We start from the raw sequence: 20,616 nt of genomic DNA, 5'->3' as shown, positions 1-20,616 counted from the left end.
TTGGTTAAAGATTATGGGATTAATTTAATCCGCCTTTAAGCCAAGCTCAGGTATACTAGCCACTCATAATAGAGTGGCTTTTTGTTTTTTAGGATTGATTGATGGCGTTAAAGCGTGGCTTTTTTCTTATTTTAGGACTTTGCAGCTTAGTTTTAGGCTTGTTAGGTATATTGCTGCCTATATTGCCAACAGTGCCGTTTATTTTATTAGCTGCGTATTGTTTTGCTCGCTCTAGCGATAGGCTTTACCAGTGGTTGATGAGCCACCCTTGGTTTGCCGATGCACTGAAAAACTGGCAGGCGCAGGGAGCCATTCGTAAAAGCTTAAAAAAGAAAGCTTACATCGTCAGTAGCCTGAGTTTTTTAACCAGTATTGTCATTGTTCCACTAATCTGGGTAAAAGTGATGCTGGCGTGTCTTGGTACAGGATTAATTCTTTATCTAAGAAGTATTCCTGAAATCGACGGGTGACCGTCCACTGTATTACATCATCGCATTGAAAAGTAAGCTCTATTACGGCTTTAGTTCAAAAGCCTCCTCACATAAAAACAATGGCAACACAAAATAGCTAAGACTGAGACTACACTTCTAGCGTTAGTAGGTTGCAACTCGCAATAAAGCGGCTTAAGCTTGATGCCGATTTTTACACTTCGATGACATCTATACCTGCATAATCAAAATTTGCTGCAGGGGATTTCAACAAACTAAAGTAGATTAAGTAAAGAATTATGGTAATGAATACTGACAGCTTGGCACTAATAAAGAACAGCATTAAAACCATCCCTAATTATCCTAAAGAAGGGATCTTGTTTAGAGATGTGACTAGCTTATTAGAAGATCCACAAGCCTATAAACTCACCATTGGCCTTTTAGTTGAGTACTATAAAGACCAAGGGTTTACTAAGGTTGTCGGTACTGAAGCGCGCGGGTTTCTGTTTGGCGCTCCTTTAGCCCTCGAACTAGGCATAGGTTTTGTACCTGTTCGTAAGCCTGGTAAGTTACCAAGAGAAACGATTTCAGAAAGTTATGAGCTTGAATATGGTCATGATGTTTTAGAGATCCATGTTGATGCGATCAATGCTGACGACAAAGTACTGGTAATCGATGACTTACTTGCAACTGGCGGTACAATCGAAGCAACTGTTAAGCTTATCCGTAAGTTAGGCGGAAGCGTAAATGATGCTGCTTTTGTTATTTCATTGCCAGATCTTGGTGGTGAAGAGCGTCTACAAGCGATGGATCTTAAGTTAGTCAGCCTTTGTGAGTTTGAAGGCGAATAAGTCTACAGGCTACTGAGATAAACAGTAGCGATAAAGAGTCGACAAAACTGTCGATTCTTTATCTTAAAAGGTGAATTAATCACCGTCAAACCGCTCCTAAGACGCTTGAGATAGCATGTAAAACCGTTGCATGCTATTGTTCAACGATGTCGAGGAGCGTGCTCCCGAAACCATATTCATGACACGTTGGGGAGTTCCATGTCATATCAGGTGTTGGCCAGAAAATGGCGCCCTGCCACTTTTGAGCAAATGGTTGGTCAATCTCATGTTTTACATGCATTAACCAATGCGCTTACTCAGCAAAGATTGCACCATGCTTATCTGTTTTCCGGTACTCGCGGTGTGGGTAAAACCAGTCTTGCACGTCTTTTTGCTAAGGGGTTAAATTGCGAGCAAGGGGTCACAGCCACGCCATGTGGCCAATGTTCTGCGTGTGTTGAAATTGCCGAAGGCCGTTTTGTCGACTTGATTGAAGTCGATGCTGCCTCAAGAACTAAGGTTGATGATACCCGAGAACTACTCGATAACGTGCAATACAGGCCGAGCCGTGGTCGCTATAAAGTGTACCTTATCGATGAAGTACACATGTTATCGCGCAGCAGTTTTAATGCCTTGCTAAAGACGCTTGAAGAACCTCCAGAGCACGTAAAATTCTTATTAGCGACTACCGATCCACAGCGCTTACCTGTGACGGTTCTCTCTCGTTGTTTGCAGTTTAATCTTAAGAGTCTTACTCAAGATGAGATTGCCGCGCAGCTTAACCATATTTTAACGGCAGAACAACTGACTTTTGAAGAGTCAGCTTTAACCTTACTTGCTAAAGCGGCGAACGGCAGTATGCGTGATGCCTTGAGTTTGACCGATCAAGCCATTGCATTTGGCGCAGGTCAGGTCAAACTCGAGCAAGTACAGACAATGCTCGGTAGCATCGATGAGAAGCATGTTATTGCCTTGCTTGAAGCTCTGGCTAAAGCTGATGTGATAGATTTGATGCAAGTGACGGCAAAAGTGCTGTCATTTGGCGCTGAACCAGAAGAAGTGCTGCGAAGCTTACTTGAGTTGTTGCATCAAATTACTTTAACCCAATTTGCTCCGGCAGCCGCGCAAATGTCACTGTATAGTGAGCAGATTAAAGCGTTTGCACAGCAGCTATCAGCAGAGCAGGTACAGCTGTACTATCAGTTGTTACTTACAGGGCGTAAAGACTTACCTCATGCCCCCGACCCTAAATCGGGACTTGAGATGGCACTGCTCCGAGCGGTAACTTTCGTCCCAGAAAAGCCTGTAACGCGTTGGGCGGTCGAGTCGAAAGCTGAAGTTAGTGTACCGAAAGCCGATAAGGAACAACTATTAGCAGCTCAAGCTGCGATTACTGCAGCGTCAGTTAACTCTGCTTCCATAAGTCACGCCCAAGCGGCGGTAGACTCAGCTCCTGCTGCTTTAAACTCAGAGACCTTACTAGCCGCGGCCTCTACTTCTGCTGATGAAGCTGAGGTTAAGGGATCGGCTGAGGAGCAAGAGAAGCCCGTCGAGGTTATTTCTGCTAACGCTTCAGCTATTGTGACGGAGCCGAGTAGCAAGCAAATAATTGAAGAAAGTGCTGCGTTAGAGGAGCCAGATCTAAGCCTTAATAGCGAGATGGCCATGATAATGAGCCAGGCTCAGAGTCAGGGCTTTAATCAAGCAGAAACGGCCACTGAGGCTGATCCAGAAGTTGTCGCCGCAGATGTTACTGAAGTCGCTGAGAAGGTTGAAAAAGCGACCGAGCCTTCAGCACAAACAGAGCCTTTAGCGCAAAAAGAGCTCTCAGCAGAAATAGAGCCTTCAGCGCAGTTACAGTCTTCAGCGCAATTACAGCCTGAGCCGCAAATGCCTCCAGCTCTAGAGGCAAAGTCTGAGAGTGAGCTTGGCTCTGAGTCTGAGCAGGGGGCAGATAGACAACAAGATGAGCTTACCAGCGAAAGCGCAGCCTATGCAGATTACAGCGATGATGATTTAGCATCGTACGCTGACTATGCCGGTGCTTATGATGGCTCTAGCCATGATTATGGTTTCGATAATAGTAACGATTTAAGTTATCAGACCAATCAAGAGCCATCTTCGCAGGCTCAATCGGTGACGTCACCGGTAAGTTCGACGACCAATACCGACTCTGTTTCGGGTGATGATCTTTTGGATGCTGTTCTTGCAGCCAGAGCGACTTTACTCGAGGGACTAGGAGAGGATGATCCTAAGGAGGAATCCTCAAAAAAGTCTTTAGAGGTTCGTAAGCCTTTTACTCCTCCGGCGCGAAAGCTCCCAGAAGTAGAGGATAACGAAATCACCTCAGCAGATAGCTTTGAATCACCTAAAGAGCCAGTTCAACAACTAGCTGATGACAGTCAGTCCGAGATTATCGACAGGCCGCCTTGGGAAGAACCTCACGAACAGGATCCTTGTGCGCGATTTGATGATTCGACAGCTCAGCCGCATAACAGTGAAGCTAAGCTTGAAGAGGAAAAAACTGCCGAATTTGATACTGAACAAGATGTAACTGCACCTGAGCAAACAACAGTTGATTCATCTCCTGTTCAGGATGCTGAGCTAAACTTACCTATATTACCCAGTGGTGATTTGACGGGAAATGAAGTTGATCTCAAATGGTATCGCTTTATGTCAGAGCTTGAGGTTGGTGGGCGAGTGCGTCAGTTAGCGGTGAACTCAGTCTGCCATCAGTTTGAGCAACCCTTGTCACTGTTGCTAAAGCCAGATCAGAAGCATTTAGCTGCTGATGTGGCCATTAAGCAATTAGAAGAGGCTATGAGTGCCGCTCTTGGCGAGCCATGCACGGTAAGCGTGACTGTAGGCGCTGATCATGATAGAGAAACGCCGCTTGAAGTCAGACGACGTTTCAACAAAGAGATCTTAGTGCAGGCTCATCATGATCTGATGACCGATGAAAATGTGCGCTGGCTAACCCAGAATATGGGGGCACAGATGACAGACGATTCGTTAACTTATGCGCCAGAGCTATTGGTACAGAAAGGAAAACAGATTGAGTTGATCGATATTGCGAACTTTAAGCGGTTAACTGAGTCATAAATTTTACAATTGAATTTCAGCTTTCATTGCTAATCATTGGTTTTTTAGTAAGATTAGCCCACTTTATTTGTTGTGATAAATAATAGAAGAGAATTAGAGTATGTTTGGAAAAGGCGGTATGGGCAACTTGATGAAGCAAGCCCAGATGATGCAAGACAAAATGGCTAAAGTGCAAGAAGAGATCGCACGTATGGAAGTGACTGGCGAAGCTGGTGCTGGCCTAGTTAAAGTCACTATGACGGGTTCTCACAGCGTACGTAAAGTTGATATCGACGCAAGCCTGCTTGAAGACGATAAAGAAATGCTAGAAGATCTTATCGCAGCAGCTTGTAACGATGCAGCGCGCCGCGTAGAAGAGAATCAAAAAGAGAAAATGGCTGAAGTGACAGGCGGTATGCAACTACCACCAGGCATGAAGATGCCGTTCTAACTGATTTCCTAACGGTTTGTTTCAGTCCTAGCTGACTGGTATAAGTGTAGGTAAATGACAAAGCCCAAGTTTATCTTGGGCTTTTCTGTTTCTGTATTTATCCTATTCATTAGCATTTCACTCCAAGTAAATATAAATCACAAACTTTCATAAGCTTACATTCAATATCTTGCGAGCTTCACAGCCTTGTGTCAGACTGCTGCCGTTTTATTACTCGCCTTTGCTGCGCCATCTTTGGTGTACAGCTTTAGTTATTCTTAATCAGTATTAGCCTAAATGGATTAATGTGTGAAGCAAAAGCTTAAAGGGCTGGGGTTCTCCTTAGCTATATTTGTCGTCATGGTTATCTTTAACACCTTGTTTGGTGCGCCGCCGATTGCCCTTAGCGGAATAGACAAATACAGTAAAAGCCTGCCATCCGAAGAGGCTCGTGAGATAGGTTTTATTCTATTTAATAATAAGCGCTACACCGATGCGAAAGCATTTTTTGCGCCTGCTGCAAAGCTAGGTGATGTCGGTAGTCAGTTGTCGCTGGCCACACTGTATTTTTACGATTTGACTGCTGCTGACAATTACCAGCAGGCATACCGTTGGTTTAGTAAGAATAGCGATAATGCGTTTGCTCAATACTATTTAAGCTTGTTATATCACTTTGGCCATTACGTGCCACAAAACCCGCTAAAATCGTTATTTTGGCTCGAAAAGTCTGCTAAGCAATCTTTCCCTGCTGGGCAACATAATTTGGCTGTTTACTATTTCAATCTTGGTGATTATAGCCAAGCTTACCTTTGGGGCTTGTATGCTAGAGCTAATGGTTTTTCTCAGTCTCGAAGCTTAGTAAAACAAGCCGCGGAACATTTGACGCCACAAGAGAAAGCCAACGCTGATCAAACCTTTAGAAACACTAAAGCCAAGCATTCTTGGGATGATGACAACAATCAGATTAGCGCACTGTTAGAGCAGGTATTTTAATCATGAAGATAAGTTCGCTGTCATTAGGGTTAGCATCTGGTCAAACTCAAGAGTTTGGGGCGGTGACAAGTCGCACTAACTTAAAGCATCGTCTCAAGGAGGTGCTTGATTGTGTCGTATTTGAAGAACCTAGCGTTGATGGAAGTGGAGCGCTCACCATGCCTATGCTGATCGTACAGACAAAGGTGAGGCAGTGTGAGATCACTTTTACTTATGATCTGCTGAGTAAAGAAGAAGGGTTATTGGCGTTGTATTACACCAGCGCTAAAGGAGGTCGAGAGCGACAAAAGGAATTTGGTTTTGTGAGCTTTGGCGAACTAGAAGATCATTTACAGAGACTCTTGAGCGAGAGTGAAGCCAAGTTTGTTGAAAATTATTTCCCTAAGCAAACCCAAGCGAGTCAAGCGATTAAATATCTTGGCTTTGCCTATATTATTGCTGCTTGTTTTGGTTTGTTGTCGTTGGTATTTTTTTCCGATTTTATCTGGCGAGATGAGTTCTTTCAAAGCGCCTATATCGCAGCTGGCATCACTTATGTGCTGACTTTACCCATACTGTTATATAGGGCTTTTTCGCAAGAAGGGAAACAGCGATCATCACAAATGGGGCAGACTACAACCAAACAAGTCATTGCCATATTAGTCGGTAATATTATATTGAGTGCTGCAGTTATAGTGGGCGGCGGTAATTTATGGCACGTTATCAGCGCCAAGCCGGTAGAACTCGACATTACTTTTTCCGATAAAAACCGAGATTATTGGGGTAAGAACTGCAAGGGCGGGGTTAATATTGAGCACTTTTTTGGCGCTGTTTGTTTGGAGGATAGAGCCTATTGGAAGGTTATTCGCCCCGGTATGCGCGCCGTTGCACAGGGAGAGTCATCTGCAGTCGCTTTTAATGTGAAGGCCATCGAGCTTAAATAAACGCGTTTCGGTGAATGTTAAACTTGTCTGGGTTATCTGATAGGGGTAAAAATTTCATATTCTATGCTAGTATCTGACGCTAATTTTATGATGGCTTGTGTTAGCGGGTGGTTTTCTCCCATGCTGTACAGGTTATTGGCTATTTTCTAAGGCATAAAGATGTCTTATATATGCGGAACGTTAAATGAAATTTAGTCCACTCGTTGATGAGCTCATCCAGTCACTTCGTTGTTTACCTGGGGTTGGCCCAAAATCTGCCCAAAGAATGGCGTTTCAACTGCTAGAGCGAGACCGAAAAGCGGGCGCTAAATTGGCTGACTCGTTAGCCAAAGCTATGTCTGATGTAGGCCATTGCCAATCATGTCGTACGTTTACCGAAGAAACCTATTGTCCGATTTGTGTCAGCACTAAGCGTGGCCATTCTGAAGTGATTTGTGTGGTAGAAACACCAGCTGATGTGCTTGCAATCGAAGCGGGTGGGCACTTTACGGGGCGCTACTTTGTATTACTTGGCCACCTATCACCGCTTGATGGAGTGGGGCCAGATGAGCTTGGACTTGATTTACTAGAACAGCATTTAGCGTCTGGTGATGTGAGTGAGCTTATTTTAGCGACTAATCCAACCGTTGAAGGTGATGCCACCGCGCACTACATTGCCGATATGGCAAAACGCCATCAATTGACTGTTAGTCGTATTGCTCATGGCGTGCCAGTGGGTGGTGAGCTTGAATATGTAGATAGTACGACCTTAGCTTTATCTTTTAATGGACGTTTACCTATCTAATATCATCCAGATTATTTCTGCATTGTTGAGGCTTAAGTCTAAACGATAGCGATAAGCACTTGTTTGAGAATGAAATGCTTTATAAATCCAGTTTGTGATTATTACAAACTGGATTTTTTTTGTGCAATTGAAATCAATGCGCACTCTTTCCCTTGAAAAGCGATTTTATAACCCCATCTTATTTGTAAGCTTTATTTAAACTGATTTTTAAAGGGAACATTTCATGTCACAACAAGAGACTCATGGCTTTCAAACTGAAGTCAAACAACTATTACATTTGATGATCCACTCTCTGTACTCAAACAAAGAGATCTTTTTGCGTGAGTTAGTATCTAACGCCGCCGATGCTGCAGATAAGCTACGCTATGAAGCCCTAACAAACGATGACCTTTATGAAGGTGATGGCGAGCTACGAGTTCGCATTAGCGCTGATAAAGAAAAAGGTACTGTTACTATCGAAGATAACGGTATCGGTATGACCCGCGACGGTGTGATTGAGCATCTAGGTACAATCGCAAAGTCGGGTACTGCAGAATTTTTTAAGAACATGTCTGGCGATGAGTCTAAAGACTCGCAATTAATTGGCCAGTTCGGTGTGGGTTTCTACTCTGCTTTTATCGTTGCAGATCGCGTAACTGTTCGTACTCGTGCTGCTGGCCATAGTGCCGATGAAGCGGTACTTTGGGAATCAGCCGGTGAAGGTGACTTCACTGTTGAGACGATTTCTAAGCAGACTCGTGGTACTGAAATCACGCTACACCTACGTGATGACGAAAAAGAGTTCGCCGACGACTACCGTTTACGCTCAATTATCACGAAATACTCTGATCATATCTCAGTCCCAGTAGAGATGTTCGAAGCTGGTACCCCAGCGGTTGAAGCCACTGAAGATACAGAAGCCGTTGCAGCCACTGAAGGTAGCTGGAAGCCAATGAACAAGGCTACAGCACTTTGGACTCGTAACAAGAGCGATGTGTCAGACGAGGAGTATCAAGAGTTCTACAAGCATATTTCTCATGACTTTACCGACCCACTAATGTGGAGCCATAACCGCGTAGAAGGTAAGCAAGAGTACACAAGCTTGCTATATATTCCAGCTAAAGCGCCTTGGGATATGTGGAACCGCGACCGTAAGCATGGACTCAAACTGTTTGTACAGCGCGTATTTGTAATGGATGACGCTGAGCAGTTTATGCCAAGCTACCTGCGTTTTGTGCAAGGTCTAATTGACTCGAACGATCTGCCACTAAACGTGTCACGTGAAATCTTGCAAGATAATAAGGTTACAACGGCGCTACGCACTGCAGTGACTAAGCGTGTGTTAGGCATGCTTGAAAAACTAGCTAAAAATGACGCTGAGAAATATCAGTCTTTCTGGACCGAGTTTGGTCAAGTGCTAAAAGAAGGCCCTGCTGAAGACTTCGCTAACAAAGAACGTGTGGCTGGTCTACTGCGTTTCGCATCGACTCACACAGGTGAAGCAACGGCCAATGTATCGCTAGCTGATTACATTGAGCGCATGCAAGAAGGTCAGTCTAAGATCTACTACATTGTTGCCGATAGCCATGAAGCTGCAGCTAACAGCCCGCATCTAGAATTGCTACGTAAAAAAGGCATCGAAGTACTGTTGATGTCTGAGCGTATTGATGAGTGGTTGATTAACCACTTAACTGAATTTGATGGCAAGAAACTGCACTCGGTAACTCGTGGCGACCTTGAGTTAGGTGAGCTTGAAGATGCAAGTGAAAAAGAAGCGCAAGAGAAATTAGAAACTGAGTCTGAAGGCCTAGTTAAACGCGTTAAAGATAGCCTAGGCGATAAAGTTTCCGAGGTTAAGGTGACGACACGTCTAACCGATACCCCTGCTTGTGTGGTTGCTGGTGAAGGTGAGATGTCGACTCAGATGATCAAGCTGATGCAAGCAGCTGGTCAAGATGTACCAGAGCCTAAGCCGACATTTGAGCTAAACCCTGAGCACCCGCTGGTTGCCCGTTTAAACGACGAGCAAGATGAGCAGTTATTTGCTCAGTGGTCTGAGCTATTACTACAGCAAGCATTGTTATCTGAAAAAGGTAGCCTTGCTGACCCATCAGCATTCATTAAGTTAATGAACCAAATGCTATTAGCTAGCGTTAAATAATCAACAGCTATGATTAAAGAGGCAGTTATACTAATTGGTATTACTGCCTCTTTTTATGGTCACTCGCTAAAAGCGAAGGAAAAGTTATGCAATCGATTCTAGAGCTGACGAAAGAAAATATACAGCAAGTGGTCGACGCTTCGATGGAGAAGGTCGTGGTGATGGCATTTTGGGCGAGTCAAAGCCCAGAAAGTTTAAGCCTAATGCAAACCCTTGAAGGTATCGCACAGCAACAAAATGGCCGTTTTGTATTAGCCAAGATTAACTGTGAGACGGAAATGGAAATTGCCAATTATTTCCAGATCCAAAGCTTGCCCACCACCTTAGTATTACACGAAGGCAAGCCGGTAGATGGCTTTGCAGGTGTGCAAGAAGCGCCGCAAATCGTGGAGATGCTTGATAAACATTTACCTGCCGAGTGGCAGTTAAAGCTGAACCAAGCGCGAGTATTTTTAGCAGAAAACAATGCGATTGCAGCTTTGCCACTGTTAAAAGATGCTTATAACGAAAACCAGCTCGCTGAAATAGCTTTAGCATTAGCCGATGTGTACTTGTCATTAGGCGTACTTGACGATGCTAAAGGCCTGCTCGACTCTGTGGGGCTTGCTGACCAAGACGGTTATTATCAAAGCCTTAAGGCAAAGCTTGCGTTAGCGTTAGATGCTGCCGATACACCAGAGATCAGAAATTTACAGCAAGCAGTAGACAACACGCCAGATGATTTAAGCTTAGTGTTAGATTTGGCCAAGGCGCTGCATCAAGCTGGGCGTAATGATGAAGCTTTGCCTTTGTTGTTTACACCACTACAGAAAGATCTTGCGGCACTAGATGGCAAGGTAAAAGCATTGTTTCTAGAGATTTTAACCGCACTGGGTCAAGGCAACAGTTTAGCCAATCAATATAGACGCAAACTCTACACTCTACTTTACTGATTCGTGTCAAAGTTTATTTACCGTGACTGATGCTAAAGTCGAATGAAAATAACTTCAAAATAGCGGCTATTTGTGCGAAGATCGCCGCCCTAAACAGAACAATACCCATCGACTAGACAGCTTTTTGCTTATTCTAGGCAGATGTTGGTATCACAGTGCGAAATTAAGAGGAAGATTCAGATGCGCATTATGCTATTAGGTGCCCCAGGTGCCGGTAAAGGTACCCAAGCCCAATTCATCATGGAAAAGTACGGTATTCCTCAAATTTCAACAGGCGACATGCTACGTGCAGCGGTTAAAGCGGGCACACCACTAGGCTTAGAAGCTAAGAAAGTCATGGATGCTGGTCAGTTGGTTTCTGATGAGTTAATTATTGGCCTAGTAAAAGAGCGTGTTGCACAAGATGATTGCGCTTCAGGTTTCCTATTAGACGGTTTCCCACGTACTATTCCACAAGCAGACGCTATGGCCTCAAGCGGTATCGCTCTTGATCACGTGATTGAAATTGATGTGCCAGACGAAGAGATCGTTAAGCGTATGAGCGGTCGTCGTGTTCACCCAGGTTCAGGCCGTGTTTACCACATCGTATTCAACCAGCCTAAGGTTGAAGGTAAAGATGACGTGACTGGTGAAGACCTAGCTATCCGTCCTGATGACGAAGAGTCAACTGTTCGTAAGCGTCTTGATATTTACCATGAGCAAACTAAGCCACTAGTAGAATACTACGGCGCGGTTGCAGCTAAAGGCGACGTAACTTACAACAAGTTTGACGGTACTAAGTCTGTAGCCACAGTTAGCGAAGAAATCGTTACTATTCTTGGCTAATATCTAGCGTCAATTCCTTAGTCAGCGAGTATAAAAAATACTCGGCTGAATATGTGTTTATGAGCTAGTTCTCATATTTTGAAAAGCCCATGTAAATGGGCTTTTTTTATGCGTTTTGCGGTGATAGCCTGACCCGAATATCTTGCTAAAAAGAGAATTCATGTGAGTGATTTAGCCCCGCCATTTGGTGTGTTATTAGTAAACTTAGGTACCCCTGATTCACCTACCGCTCCTGATGTTAGAAAATTCCTTAAGCAGTTCTTGAGCGATCCTCGCGTGGTCGATCTTTCCCCTTGGCTATGGAAGCCAATTTTAAACGGTATCATTCTTAATACTCGTCCGGCCAAAGTCGCCAAGCTGTATCAATCTATCTGGTGGGATGAAGGTTCACCTTTGATGGTGATAAGCCAAAAGCAGCGCGATAAGCTTAAAGCTTCTTTATTTGAGACTCTCGGGCAAGCCATTCCCGTTGAACTAGGTATGAGCTATGGCAACCCGTCATTGCAATCGGGGCTCGACAGCTTAAAGTCTCAAGGGGCTGAAAAGATCATCGTTCTGCCACTCTACGCACAATACTCATGCTCTACCGTTGCCCCAGTTTATGATGCAATTGCACTGCTTTTAAAGTCTGAACGCAATATTCCTGAGGTGCGCATCAACAAGCAGTATTTTGATCACCCTGCTTACATTAAAGCGTTAGCGGAGTCGGTTAAGGCTCATTGGCAAGCAAAAGGCCAGGCACAGGTTTTGTTAATGTCGTTTCATGGTGTACCGCTACGTTACATTACTGAGGGCGATCCCTATCAAGCACAGTGCCAAGCAACGGCAGAATTGCTAGCAGCAGAACTTAGGTTAACCAAGGAACAATGGCGTATTTGTTTCCAGTCGCAATTTGGTAAAGAAGAGTGGATTGGGCCTGCAACTGACGGGTTACTTGAGTCTCTGCCTGAACAGGGCATTAAGTCGGTTGACATTATGTGTCCTGCGTTCTCTTGTGATTGTTTAGAAACCCTTGAGGAGATCTCACAAGAAGGTAAAGAAGACTTCTTATCGGCTGGTGGTGAGCGCTATGAATTTATTGATTGCCTCAATGACTCTCCTGCTCACATTGAGTTATTAGCTAGCCTTGTTCAGGAGCAAACTAAGGGTTGGTATTAAATTTTCTAACTTCTATAGTGATTTCAGCTAGCGAAAGAGGTGGGGTGTGGTAAAATCCCCCACCTTTTTTTGCATCTAGCCCTTTAAATTCACTATTTTGTTTAAGTTGTGACTAAGCTAAAGAAATAGTGAGGGTAGAGTTTTTATTATGGCTAGTTGCTAGAAGTGTAGAGTTTGCTTGTTCGCATTGAATAAACAGCTTGAGATAACTTACCCGTTTTAATTGATATTTTGCATGGATGCCGAATGAAAGAGAGCTCAATATGAAGTTTCCAGGTCAGCGTAAGTCTAAACATTATTTTCCAGTTAAAAACCGTGATCCATTGCTTGCGCAGTTGATCCAACAGCCTCTACCGATTTCAACCTACATCTCTGGCATCGATCAGACACTTGTAGATATTGAGGCGAAAGTGGAAGATGAGTTATTGAGCCGCTACGAATTGCCTAAAGGCAACTCAACCTTGATCGATGATGACAAGGCCCATGCACTTTATACTGAGCTTAAAACTAATGAGTTGATCAGCGATGAATTTGCTGGTGGCACGATTGGTAACACAGTACACAATTACTCGATTTTAGCGGATGACCGTTCAGTATTATTTGGCGTAATGAGCCAAAATATTGAAGTGGGTAGCTATGCATACCGTTACCTATGTAACACTTCATCTAAAGTGGATTTGAATTACCTGCAACCGGTAGCGGGTCCAATTGGCCGTTGTTTTACCTTGATCTCCGAGTGCGGCGAGCGTACTTTTGCGATCAGTAAAGGCTCAATGGATCAATTAACGCCGACATATATCGATAAAGAAGTGGTACAGGGCGGTTCAGCGCTGATTTTAACAGCTTACTTGATGCGTGCTAGCGGTGGCGATCAGATCACTGATGCGGCAATGACGGCGATTAATTACGCGAAAGAAGCTGAAGTGCCAGTTGTATTAACCCTTGGTACGCGCTTCTTAATCGAAGAAGATCCAAAATGGTGGCAGGAGTTCATCAAAGAACACGTGACTATTTTGGCGATGAACGAAGATGAAGGCGAGGCATTGACTGGCTTTAGCGATCCACTGCAAGCGAGTGAAGCTGCGCTTGAGTGGTGTGATATGGTGTTGACCACAGCTGGTCCTTTAGGTCTTTATACCGCAGGCTATACAGAAGACTCTGAAAAGCGTGAAACAAGCCACACCCTATTACCGGGTTCAATTCCAGAGTTTAACCGTTACGAGTTCTCTCGCCCTAAATTAAAAGCAGATTGTGACTCGCCACTAAAGGTGTACGCACATATCTCTCCTTACATGGGCGGTCCAGAAATTATTCGTAACACAAACGGTGCAGGCGATGGTGCTTTAGCGGCTTTGCTGCATGATTTAGCGTCAAATACTTTCCATAAGACCAATGTGCCAGGCTCAAGCAAGCATAAGCGTGATGGTTTGTGCTACTCGTCGTTCTCACAAATTTGTAAGTACGCTAACCGCGTGGCTTATGAAGTACTGGCACAGCATAGCCCAAGGCTTTCTCGTGGCTTACCTGAGCGTGAAGACAGCTTAGAAGAGTCATACTGGGAACGATAAGCTGAGACGCCCTAACTGGCAATTAGCTAAATAATTTTGAAAGGCATAACTTGGAATTCTGAGTTATGCCTTTTTTGAATCTAGTCTGGAATAATAGTAAGAAGAATGAAGTTATGACTGAATACGAAAAAATGCTCAATGGTGAAGTGTTTGAAGGCGCAGATCCTGAAATTTCAGCGGTACGAGACAATGCCTATTTATTACAAAAACAAATTAGCAATAGTTTAGGCTATAGCGAAACCCAGTGCTTGATAAAGCAATTACTCAATAATATTGGTGAAGGTTCTATAGTAAGAGAGCCGTTTAGCTGTGAGTTCGGTAAACAGATCACGATAGGTAAGGGGAGTTTTATCAATATTGGCGCGGTGATGCTAGATGGAGCAAAAATAACGATAGGTAATCACGTAATGGTTGGCCCAAGCTGCCAATTTTATACCGCTTCTCATGCTCTAGATCATATGAGTCGCCGCCGCTGGGAGACATTTTGCTTACCGATCACCATTGAAGATGATGTGTGGATAGGTGGTAACGTGGTGATTAATCAAGGTGTCACTATTGGTGCGCGCTCCATTGTTGCCGCAGGCGCTGTAGTGAATAAAGATGTGCCAGCAGACTGTATGGTCGGTGGTGTTCCCGCAAGAGTGTTAAAGAAGCTCAATACTACAGAGTAATTAGCCTAGCTAGAAACAAGGGCATTAAAAAGGCATCCATTAGGATGCCTTTTTAGATTTAGCGTATATTTTTATTTGTTCAACTTCATTTCTTCAGCATGAACTTGAGCGTTAAAGCCAGGAGCGACTTTACCCGCTTGGGTATTGTTGAAGATTTCTTCGTTAAATTCATTTTCAGACTTGGCAATCACCACTGTCGCGACTGTATCGCCAGTGACGTTAACCGCCGTACGTACCATATCAAGTAATCTATCTACACCGATAATTAGCGCGATACCTTCAACAGGTAGACCAACTTGGTTAAGTACCATGGCAAGCATGATTAGACCCACACCAGGCACACCAGCTGTACCGATAGAGGCAAGCGTTGCCGTAACAACAACCATTGCGTAATCGGTGATCGTTAACTCAATACCAAATACTTGTGCAATAAATACGGTTGCCACACCCTGCATGATCGCGGTTCCATCCATGTTGATGGTTGCGCCAAGCGGTAGGGTAAAAGAGGCAATCTTATTATCCACGCCCATACGATGCTCTGCAGTCTCAATCGTCACAGGTAATGTTGCATTGGAGCTTGCAGTGCTGAAGGCAAATAGCTGTACATCGCGGATTTTACGGATAAAGGTGAACGGGTTTAGCCCTGAGAACACTTTAAGTAGCGTCGGGTACACAACGAACGCATGGACAAGTAATACACCTAGTACTACGAAGAAGTACTTCACAACACTGCCAAAGGTTTCCATGCCCAATGTTAGTGCAAGCTTTGCCATCAGAGCAAACACACCGTAAGGAGCAAGCTGCATGATAAGTGTAACAACACGCATGATGACTTCGTTAAGGTCGTTAAACAGCGCGGCAACACGTGCACCACGTTCGCCGATATGGGAAATAGCAAAACCAAAGATCACTGCAAAGATGATGATCTGAAGCATGTTGCCTTCACTCATTGCATGCAGTGGGTTAGTTGGCACAAGGTTGATGATAACGTCTGAAAGACTCGGTGCTTGCTTTACATCGAACTGCATTCCCTCGGTCACCATGCTGGCGTTGCCTGGGTGAACTGCAATGGCGACTAGAATCGCCATTGAGAGTGCAATCGCGGTGGTGAAGAGATAAAACGCGATGGTCTTGCCACCTAAGCGACCGACTTTAGAAGGCTCGCTAAGTGAGCAGGTACCACAGACTAATGAGACAAATACGAGAGGAACGACAAGCATTTTTAAGCTGGAGATGAAGATGGTACCGATAACGTTAAGTACGCCTTCGGTGATGTACTCTTTGATGAAATCACTCTCTGGAAACAGATTGCGTAATAATAGCCCGAGGATAATACCGGCAAACATACCGATTACAATCTTACTCGTGAGGCCGAGTTTTTTGGTTTTCGTAGCAGACATAGTGCTTCCTGTATAATTTTTATTCTTTCAATTTGCGTTCTAAAGCCTAGCAAGAAAGTGACACCGATGAAATGGGGTAAAAGTTAAGTTTTGCAGTGTTCTGACAAATAAATAGATGTTTATTGTGTAAAAGTTATGGGAAGATTGTTTAACTTGAGTCGCAAGGTAATCAAAGCGTTGCCAAAAATAATAATCTGAGTAACAGGGAGTCTGACAATGAAGTCAGCTTATAGCATTTTTATTGCTTTTATATGGTCATTTCTTCTCATTGGTTGTAGTGGGGGAGGAAGTATTTCTGAGGATGAAGACGGTGGTACTACTCCTGACCCAACGACAATTTCAATAGAGTTAAGCACTACTAATTCACTTATTTCGGTTGCAGAAAATGCACAGATAACGGCTAAGGTGACTGATTCAAATGGGGCTGCGGTCAGTACGTTAGTCTCGTTTTCATTAAATAATGCAACCTATGGTTCTTTCGATCCTGCTACTGGTGAAGTCTCTACTAATAATGAGGGTAATGCCGTTGTTACTTTAAGCACTGCCTCTATTAGTACTGGTGCTACAGTTACAGCCAAAACCTCAACAGGAGAAACAGCAAGTATTAATGTGACTATGGTCGGCGATGGTGGTGACGCGGGTAACGGCGCATCTGTAGCGATTAGCTTAGTAGATGAAAATAATCAGCCTACATCAGGGATTAGCAGTTTATCCCCTGGTTTCTTGGTAGCTACCGTTACTGGACTTTCTAAAGAAACCATTGTGACTTTCACTACAAGTCGTGGTGAGATCCCAATCAATACTGCAGTTACTGAAGATGGACAAGCAAGGGTACAAATCTTGGCGGGTGCTGAGCCTGGAGCCGCGAATGCAATTGTGACGTTATTATCAGGTGAAACGGCTAATTTACCGTTTACCATTGGAGCAACCAACGTCCTCATGGGGAGCGGCGCACCGTTCGAGTCAGGTGTTGCGTCAATTACCCCAGTGAGTGTATCTGCTGGCGGTACAGCAAGTATTTCAGTGACTTTGCAAGATGACCAAGGCAAGTTATTCACAGAACCAGCAGAAGTTATTTTTTCTTCGATCTGCTCTGCTAAAGCGTCTCCGGAAGCTGAAATTAGCTCACCAGTTATTGCTGTTAATGGCGTAGCGACTAGTACATATCTTGCAAAAGGTTGCGTTGGCGAGGACTCCGTTAATGTTAGCGCCAATGTAGGCGGTAAAGCATTGACAGCGTCAGCTAAGTTGACAGTTCTACCAGCAAGTGTTGGCAGTATCTATTTTGTTGAAGCACTACCTGAAAATATCCGGTTAAAAGGCACTGGTGGTTCAGAAGCATCAACAGTTAAATTTAAAGTACTGGATAGTAACGGCATTGCAGTTACCAATCAGCAAGTAAACTTCTCACTAAACACTGAAGCTGGCGGGATTAAGTTTAGCCCTGAAAACGCTAAAACTGATGCAAACGGTATAGCTCAAACAGTGGTTAATTCAGGAACTGTGGCAACTTCGGTAAGAGTAACTGCCGTTGTTGATGGGAAAACACCTGAAATATCAAGCCAGTCTAATTTACTCGTAATTTCAACAGGTTTGCCAGATCAAGACAGTTTCTCGTTATCGGTTGATAACGCGAGTCCTGAAGGCTGGGATTATGATGGAACTGAGGTCAACGTTACAGCAAGGCTTGCCGATGCCTTTAATAACCCTGTTCCTGATGGAACGGCTGTATCGTTCACGACTGAAGGTGGCTCAATCGACCCATCTTGCGTAACGTTAAAGGGGACTTGCTCTGTAAAGTGGACTAGTCAAAACCCAAGACCAACAGGTGCAATACTCAATAGTGCTCCTTCGCTAACTCCAAAACTTGGCCAGCCCTATGGCGGCCGCGTTACTATCCTTGCAACCGCTATCGGTGAAGAATCTTTCCCTGATACCAATGGCAATGGTCGTTTTGATGCAACTGAGGTTTCAGACTTTAAAACCAAGCCAAACGTCTCAGGTAATAGCTATGATCTGGCTGAAGCATTTGTTGATCATAACGAAGACACTGTCTATAACCCTGAAACGACAGGAGAAGACGGCGGGGATTTAGAAACATTCGCTGACTTTAACAATAATAGTGTATTCGATGGCGCTGATGGTCTATATAACGGCAGTTTATGTGCACTTGATGCGAACGGTACGGCGCATTCTGGCTGTTCAACGACAAATAAATCATTAAACGTCAGAGCAAGTGTTGTTATTGTGATGGCAGGTAGTGATGCCTATTCATCGGCTCCAGTGATCTCTGATAGTTGTACTGATGAAGCTGGCGTGGTTGATGCTTGTGACGGCTTGAACGAGAATAACACTCTCGATATTTTTGGTAAGTCGACAGGCGGTGTATCGATTATCGTCAGTGACTTACACAATCAGCCGTTACCCTCAGGCACTATTTTGACCTTCAAGCCATCAGTTGGTAGTTTGGCAAGCAATGGTACATTCACTGTCGCCTCTACTAACAAGAATGGTGCCTTGTCTTACAGTGTGGTGATTAAAGGCGCTGATGATCCAGAGTCTGGTACGCTGGTTATTGAAGCCGTTACGCCAAAAGGCGATCTAACACTAATTGCCACTATCCCGCTAACTATCCACTAGTCGTAATACGAATTTATTGTTAGTGACTATTTTATGAAAGCCTTGCTGAAGCAAGGCTTTTTTTATAAAAAATTTGGCTTTCTGAATGTACTATAAAAGAAAAAGGATAGTTCTGATGGGGTTAATATCGTGGTAATTGTATAAATAGGGCTGTCGCTCTTGTCTTACCCAGGTCGATATTAAGTGCACCCATCAAAAAAACCACCTATAAAGGTGGTTTTTTGTATTAACAGCTGAAGCTACAGTTATCTCTGGAACTGATAAACACTGCCTAGTTGCATAATCTGTGTTAGTTCATCGAGTGCTGTACGCGATTCGATTATTAACTGCGGGTCGGCTAAGTCTTCAACTAGCAAGCGATCACGGTAATGTTTATCTACCCACAGATTTAAACGACTAAACAGCGCATCGTTCATTAAAGTATGCTGATTAACCGCCGCCACTTCATCTTGGTTCATTGCTACGCGTAAACGTAAACATGCTGGCCCACCACCATTTTGCATGCTCTGCTTAACGTCAAAGTAAAGGACTTGCTTAATCGGAGTGTCTAGTGTCACCAACTCATTTAAATAAGCAAATACGGCAGGGTTTTCCTGGCAGTTCGTTGGCGCAATAATTGCCATTTCACCTGAAGGTAGGGTAACAACTTGCGTATTAAAGAGGTAACTCTTAACAGCATCTTGAATCGCCACCTTAGAGGTAGGCACTTCGACGAAGTGTAGCGCTGAGTCTCCAAACTTGTTCTTAATTTCAGTCCGTTTTGCCTGGGTGTTTAAAAAGGCTTGCTCATGGTAGAACAGCACATTTTGGTTACCTACGGCAATTACATCGTTATGGAACACGCCTTGGTCAATCACATCGGGGTTTTGTTGAATGTAGACGGTGCCGTTATCATCTAATTGGTGCAGACGGGCAACCGCTTGGGATGCTTCAAGCGTCTGACGTGCTGGAAACTTTTGCGGCTTTGGCGCAGATGGATTAGTGGCCTCCTGACCATAGACAAACAGTTCAACACCAGCCAGTCCATATTCACTACATAAGCGCGTGTGGTTAGCTGCACCTTCATCACCAAAGCTGCTATGTTCTGGAAGATGTTGGTGATGTTTGAAAAAGCGGCTATCGTTAAACGTAGCTTGAAGTATGTTACCCGTGGTCGTAGGTTCTATGCTGCGGTGCAATTTGTCGACCAAATTAGCAGGGGTAAAGTGTAATTTACCATCATGGGTGTCTGCACTAGGAGATACGGTGGCAGCGTTAGCTGTCCACATGCTTGATGCACTACAGCACGCACGTAGAAGCGCTGGTGCTTCTTTCGCAGCTTTATTGAGAACTTCAGCGTCAGTGCCAGAAAAACCAATTTTACGAAGTGTGTGTAGGTCTGGGCGCTCTTGAGGGGCAAGCATGCCTTGAACTAAACCGAGATCGGCGAGCGCTTTTGCTTTTTTTAGTCCTTGTTTAGCAGCATCTTTTGGGCTTGAGGTTGCAGCAGCGTTATTTAATGAGGCGACGTTACCAAATGATAAACCAGCGTAATTGTGCGTTGGCCCAACGAGTCCGTCGAAATTCGCTTCAAAATGCTTCATTCTTGTTTTCCTTAAGGGTAGCTCAGGTTGTAATATCTTTTCTGAGTTGTAATTATTACGGTCAGTATACTTAAGCGACAGTGCCACACAAGCGAGTTTAAATTGACAAAAACACTGAATTTGAATTGAAATGCACAACGATGACTTGCTTGATGACTAATAATGAAATATTAGTTTTTAAATACGCACTATTTTTTTTCACATTTATTTCAAAAATGGTTAAAAATTGA

Annotated in this window: 16 protein-coding genes; 14 read left to right on the top strand and 2 right to left on the bottom strand. The window is 44.0% G+C overall.

The genetic code is table 11. From position 1 onward, the window contains the following. The first annotated feature begins 101 nt into the window (after positions 1-101). The 13 genes from K5Q73_RS12175 (at position 102) to K5Q73_RS12115 (ending at position 14,763) form a co-directional block, all read left to right on the top strand. Positions 102-470: a YbaN family protein gene (locus K5Q73_RS12175; protein ID WP_220762898.1), complete on the top strand. Its 369-nt coding sequence runs from the start codon at positions 102-104 to the stop codon at positions 468-470. Between the two features lie 257 nt (positions 471-727). Further along, the gene (apt, locus tag K5Q73_RS12170) at positions 728-1,279 is read left to right on the top strand and encodes an adenine phosphoribosyltransferase (protein ID WP_220762895.1); all 552 of its coding nucleotides are present in this window, start codon (positions 728-730) and stop codon (positions 1,277-1,279) included. Between the two features lie 198 nt (positions 1,280-1,477). Continuing rightward, complete coding sequence (gene dnaX, locus K5Q73_RS12165) at positions 1,478-4,360, top strand: DNA polymerase III subunit gamma/tau (protein ID WP_220762893.1); 2,883 nt, start codon at positions 1,478-1,480, stop codon at positions 4,358-4,360. A gap of 100 nt (positions 4,361-4,460) precedes the next feature. Next, a complete protein-coding gene (locus K5Q73_RS12160) occupies positions 4,461-4,790 on the top strand; it encodes a YbaB/EbfC family nucleoid-associated protein (protein WP_012154758.1) in 330 nt (109 codons plus the stop codon). A 288-nt stretch (positions 4,791-5,078) separates the two neighbouring features. Beyond that, on the top strand, positions 5,079-5,762 hold the full coding sequence (locus tag K5Q73_RS12155; RefSeq protein ID WP_220762891.1) for a tetratricopeptide repeat protein: 684 nt from the start codon (positions 5,079-5,081) through the stop codon (positions 5,760-5,762). Between the two features lie 2 nt (positions 5,763-5,764). Then, complete coding sequence (locus K5Q73_RS12150; protein WP_220762889.1) at positions 5,765-6,685, top strand: hypothetical protein; 921 nt, start codon at positions 5,765-5,767, stop codon at positions 6,683-6,685. A 184-nt stretch (positions 6,686-6,869) separates the two neighbouring features. After that, a complete protein-coding gene (gene recR, locus K5Q73_RS12145; protein ID WP_220762887.1) occupies positions 6,870-7,469 on the top strand; it encodes a recombination mediator RecR in 600 nt (199 codons plus the stop codon). Between the two features lie 223 nt (positions 7,470-7,692). Beyond that, the gene (htpG, locus tag K5Q73_RS12140; protein WP_220762885.1) at positions 7,693-9,609 is read left to right on the top strand and encodes a molecular chaperone HtpG; all 1,917 of its coding nucleotides are present in this window, start codon (positions 7,693-7,695) and stop codon (positions 9,607-9,609) included. An 86-nt stretch (positions 9,610-9,695) separates the two neighbouring features. Further along, on the top strand, positions 9,696-10,541 hold the full coding sequence (locus K5Q73_RS12135; protein WP_220762883.1) for a tetratricopeptide repeat protein: 846 nt from the start codon (positions 9,696-9,698) through the stop codon (positions 10,539-10,541). Between the two features lie 180 nt (positions 10,542-10,721). After that, positions 10,722-11,366: an adenylate kinase gene (gene adk, locus K5Q73_RS12130; RefSeq protein ID WP_220762881.1), complete on the top strand. Its 645-nt coding sequence runs from the start codon at positions 10,722-10,724 to the stop codon at positions 11,364-11,366. Positions 11,367-11,528: 162 nt separating this feature from the next. Further along, positions 11,529-12,524 (top strand): ferrochelatase, encoded by a 996-nt coding sequence (gene hemH, locus K5Q73_RS12125; protein WP_220762879.1) that lies wholly within the window; start codon positions 11,529-11,531, stop codon positions 12,522-12,524. A gap of 263 nt (positions 12,525-12,787) precedes the next feature. Next, positions 12,788-14,092 carry an inosine/guanosine kinase gene (locus K5Q73_RS12120; protein WP_220762877.1) on the top strand — a complete coding sequence of 435 codons (1,305 nt, stop codon included), beginning with the start codon at positions 12,788-12,790 and terminating at the stop codon, positions 14,090-14,092. A gap of 113 nt (positions 14,093-14,205) precedes the next feature. Continuing rightward, entirely contained in the window at positions 14,206-14,763 is a 558-nt protein-coding gene (locus K5Q73_RS12115; protein WP_220762875.1) for a sugar O-acetyltransferase, read from the top strand. 71 nt (positions 14,764-14,834) lie between these two features. Here K5Q73_RS12115 and K5Q73_RS12110 read toward each other — a convergent pair whose 3' ends face one another. Then, positions 14,835-16,163, bottom strand: coding sequence for a dicarboxylate/amino acid:cation symporter (locus tag K5Q73_RS12110; RefSeq protein ID WP_220762873.1), 1,329 nt, complete (start codon positions 16,161-16,163; stop codon positions 14,835-14,837). Positions 16,164-16,379: 216 nt separating this feature from the next. On the opposite strand from K5Q73_RS12110, the gene K5Q73_RS12105 reads away from it, so the two are divergent. After that, complete coding sequence (locus K5Q73_RS12105; RefSeq protein WP_220762871.1) at positions 16,380-18,803, top strand: Ig-like domain-containing protein; 2,424 nt, start codon at positions 16,380-16,382, stop codon at positions 18,801-18,803. A 245-nt stretch (positions 18,804-19,048) separates the two neighbouring features. Here K5Q73_RS12105 and astB read toward each other — a convergent pair whose 3' ends face one another. After that, positions 19,049-20,386, bottom strand: a complete 1,338-nt coding sequence (astB, locus tag K5Q73_RS12100) for an N-succinylarginine dihydrolase (protein ID WP_220762870.1) — start codon at positions 20,384-20,386, stop codon at positions 19,049-19,051. Positions 20,387-20,616: the final 230 nt, after the last annotated feature.

It is taken from the genome of Shewanella sp. MBTL60-112-B2 (assembly GCF_019655055.1).
In the GTDB taxonomy this organism is placed as follows: Bacteria; Pseudomonadota; Gammaproteobacteria; order Enterobacterales; family Shewanellaceae; genus Shewanella.
Note: the sequence above shows the minus strand (reverse complement) of the source record. Positions and strands in the feature narration are given on the sequence as shown.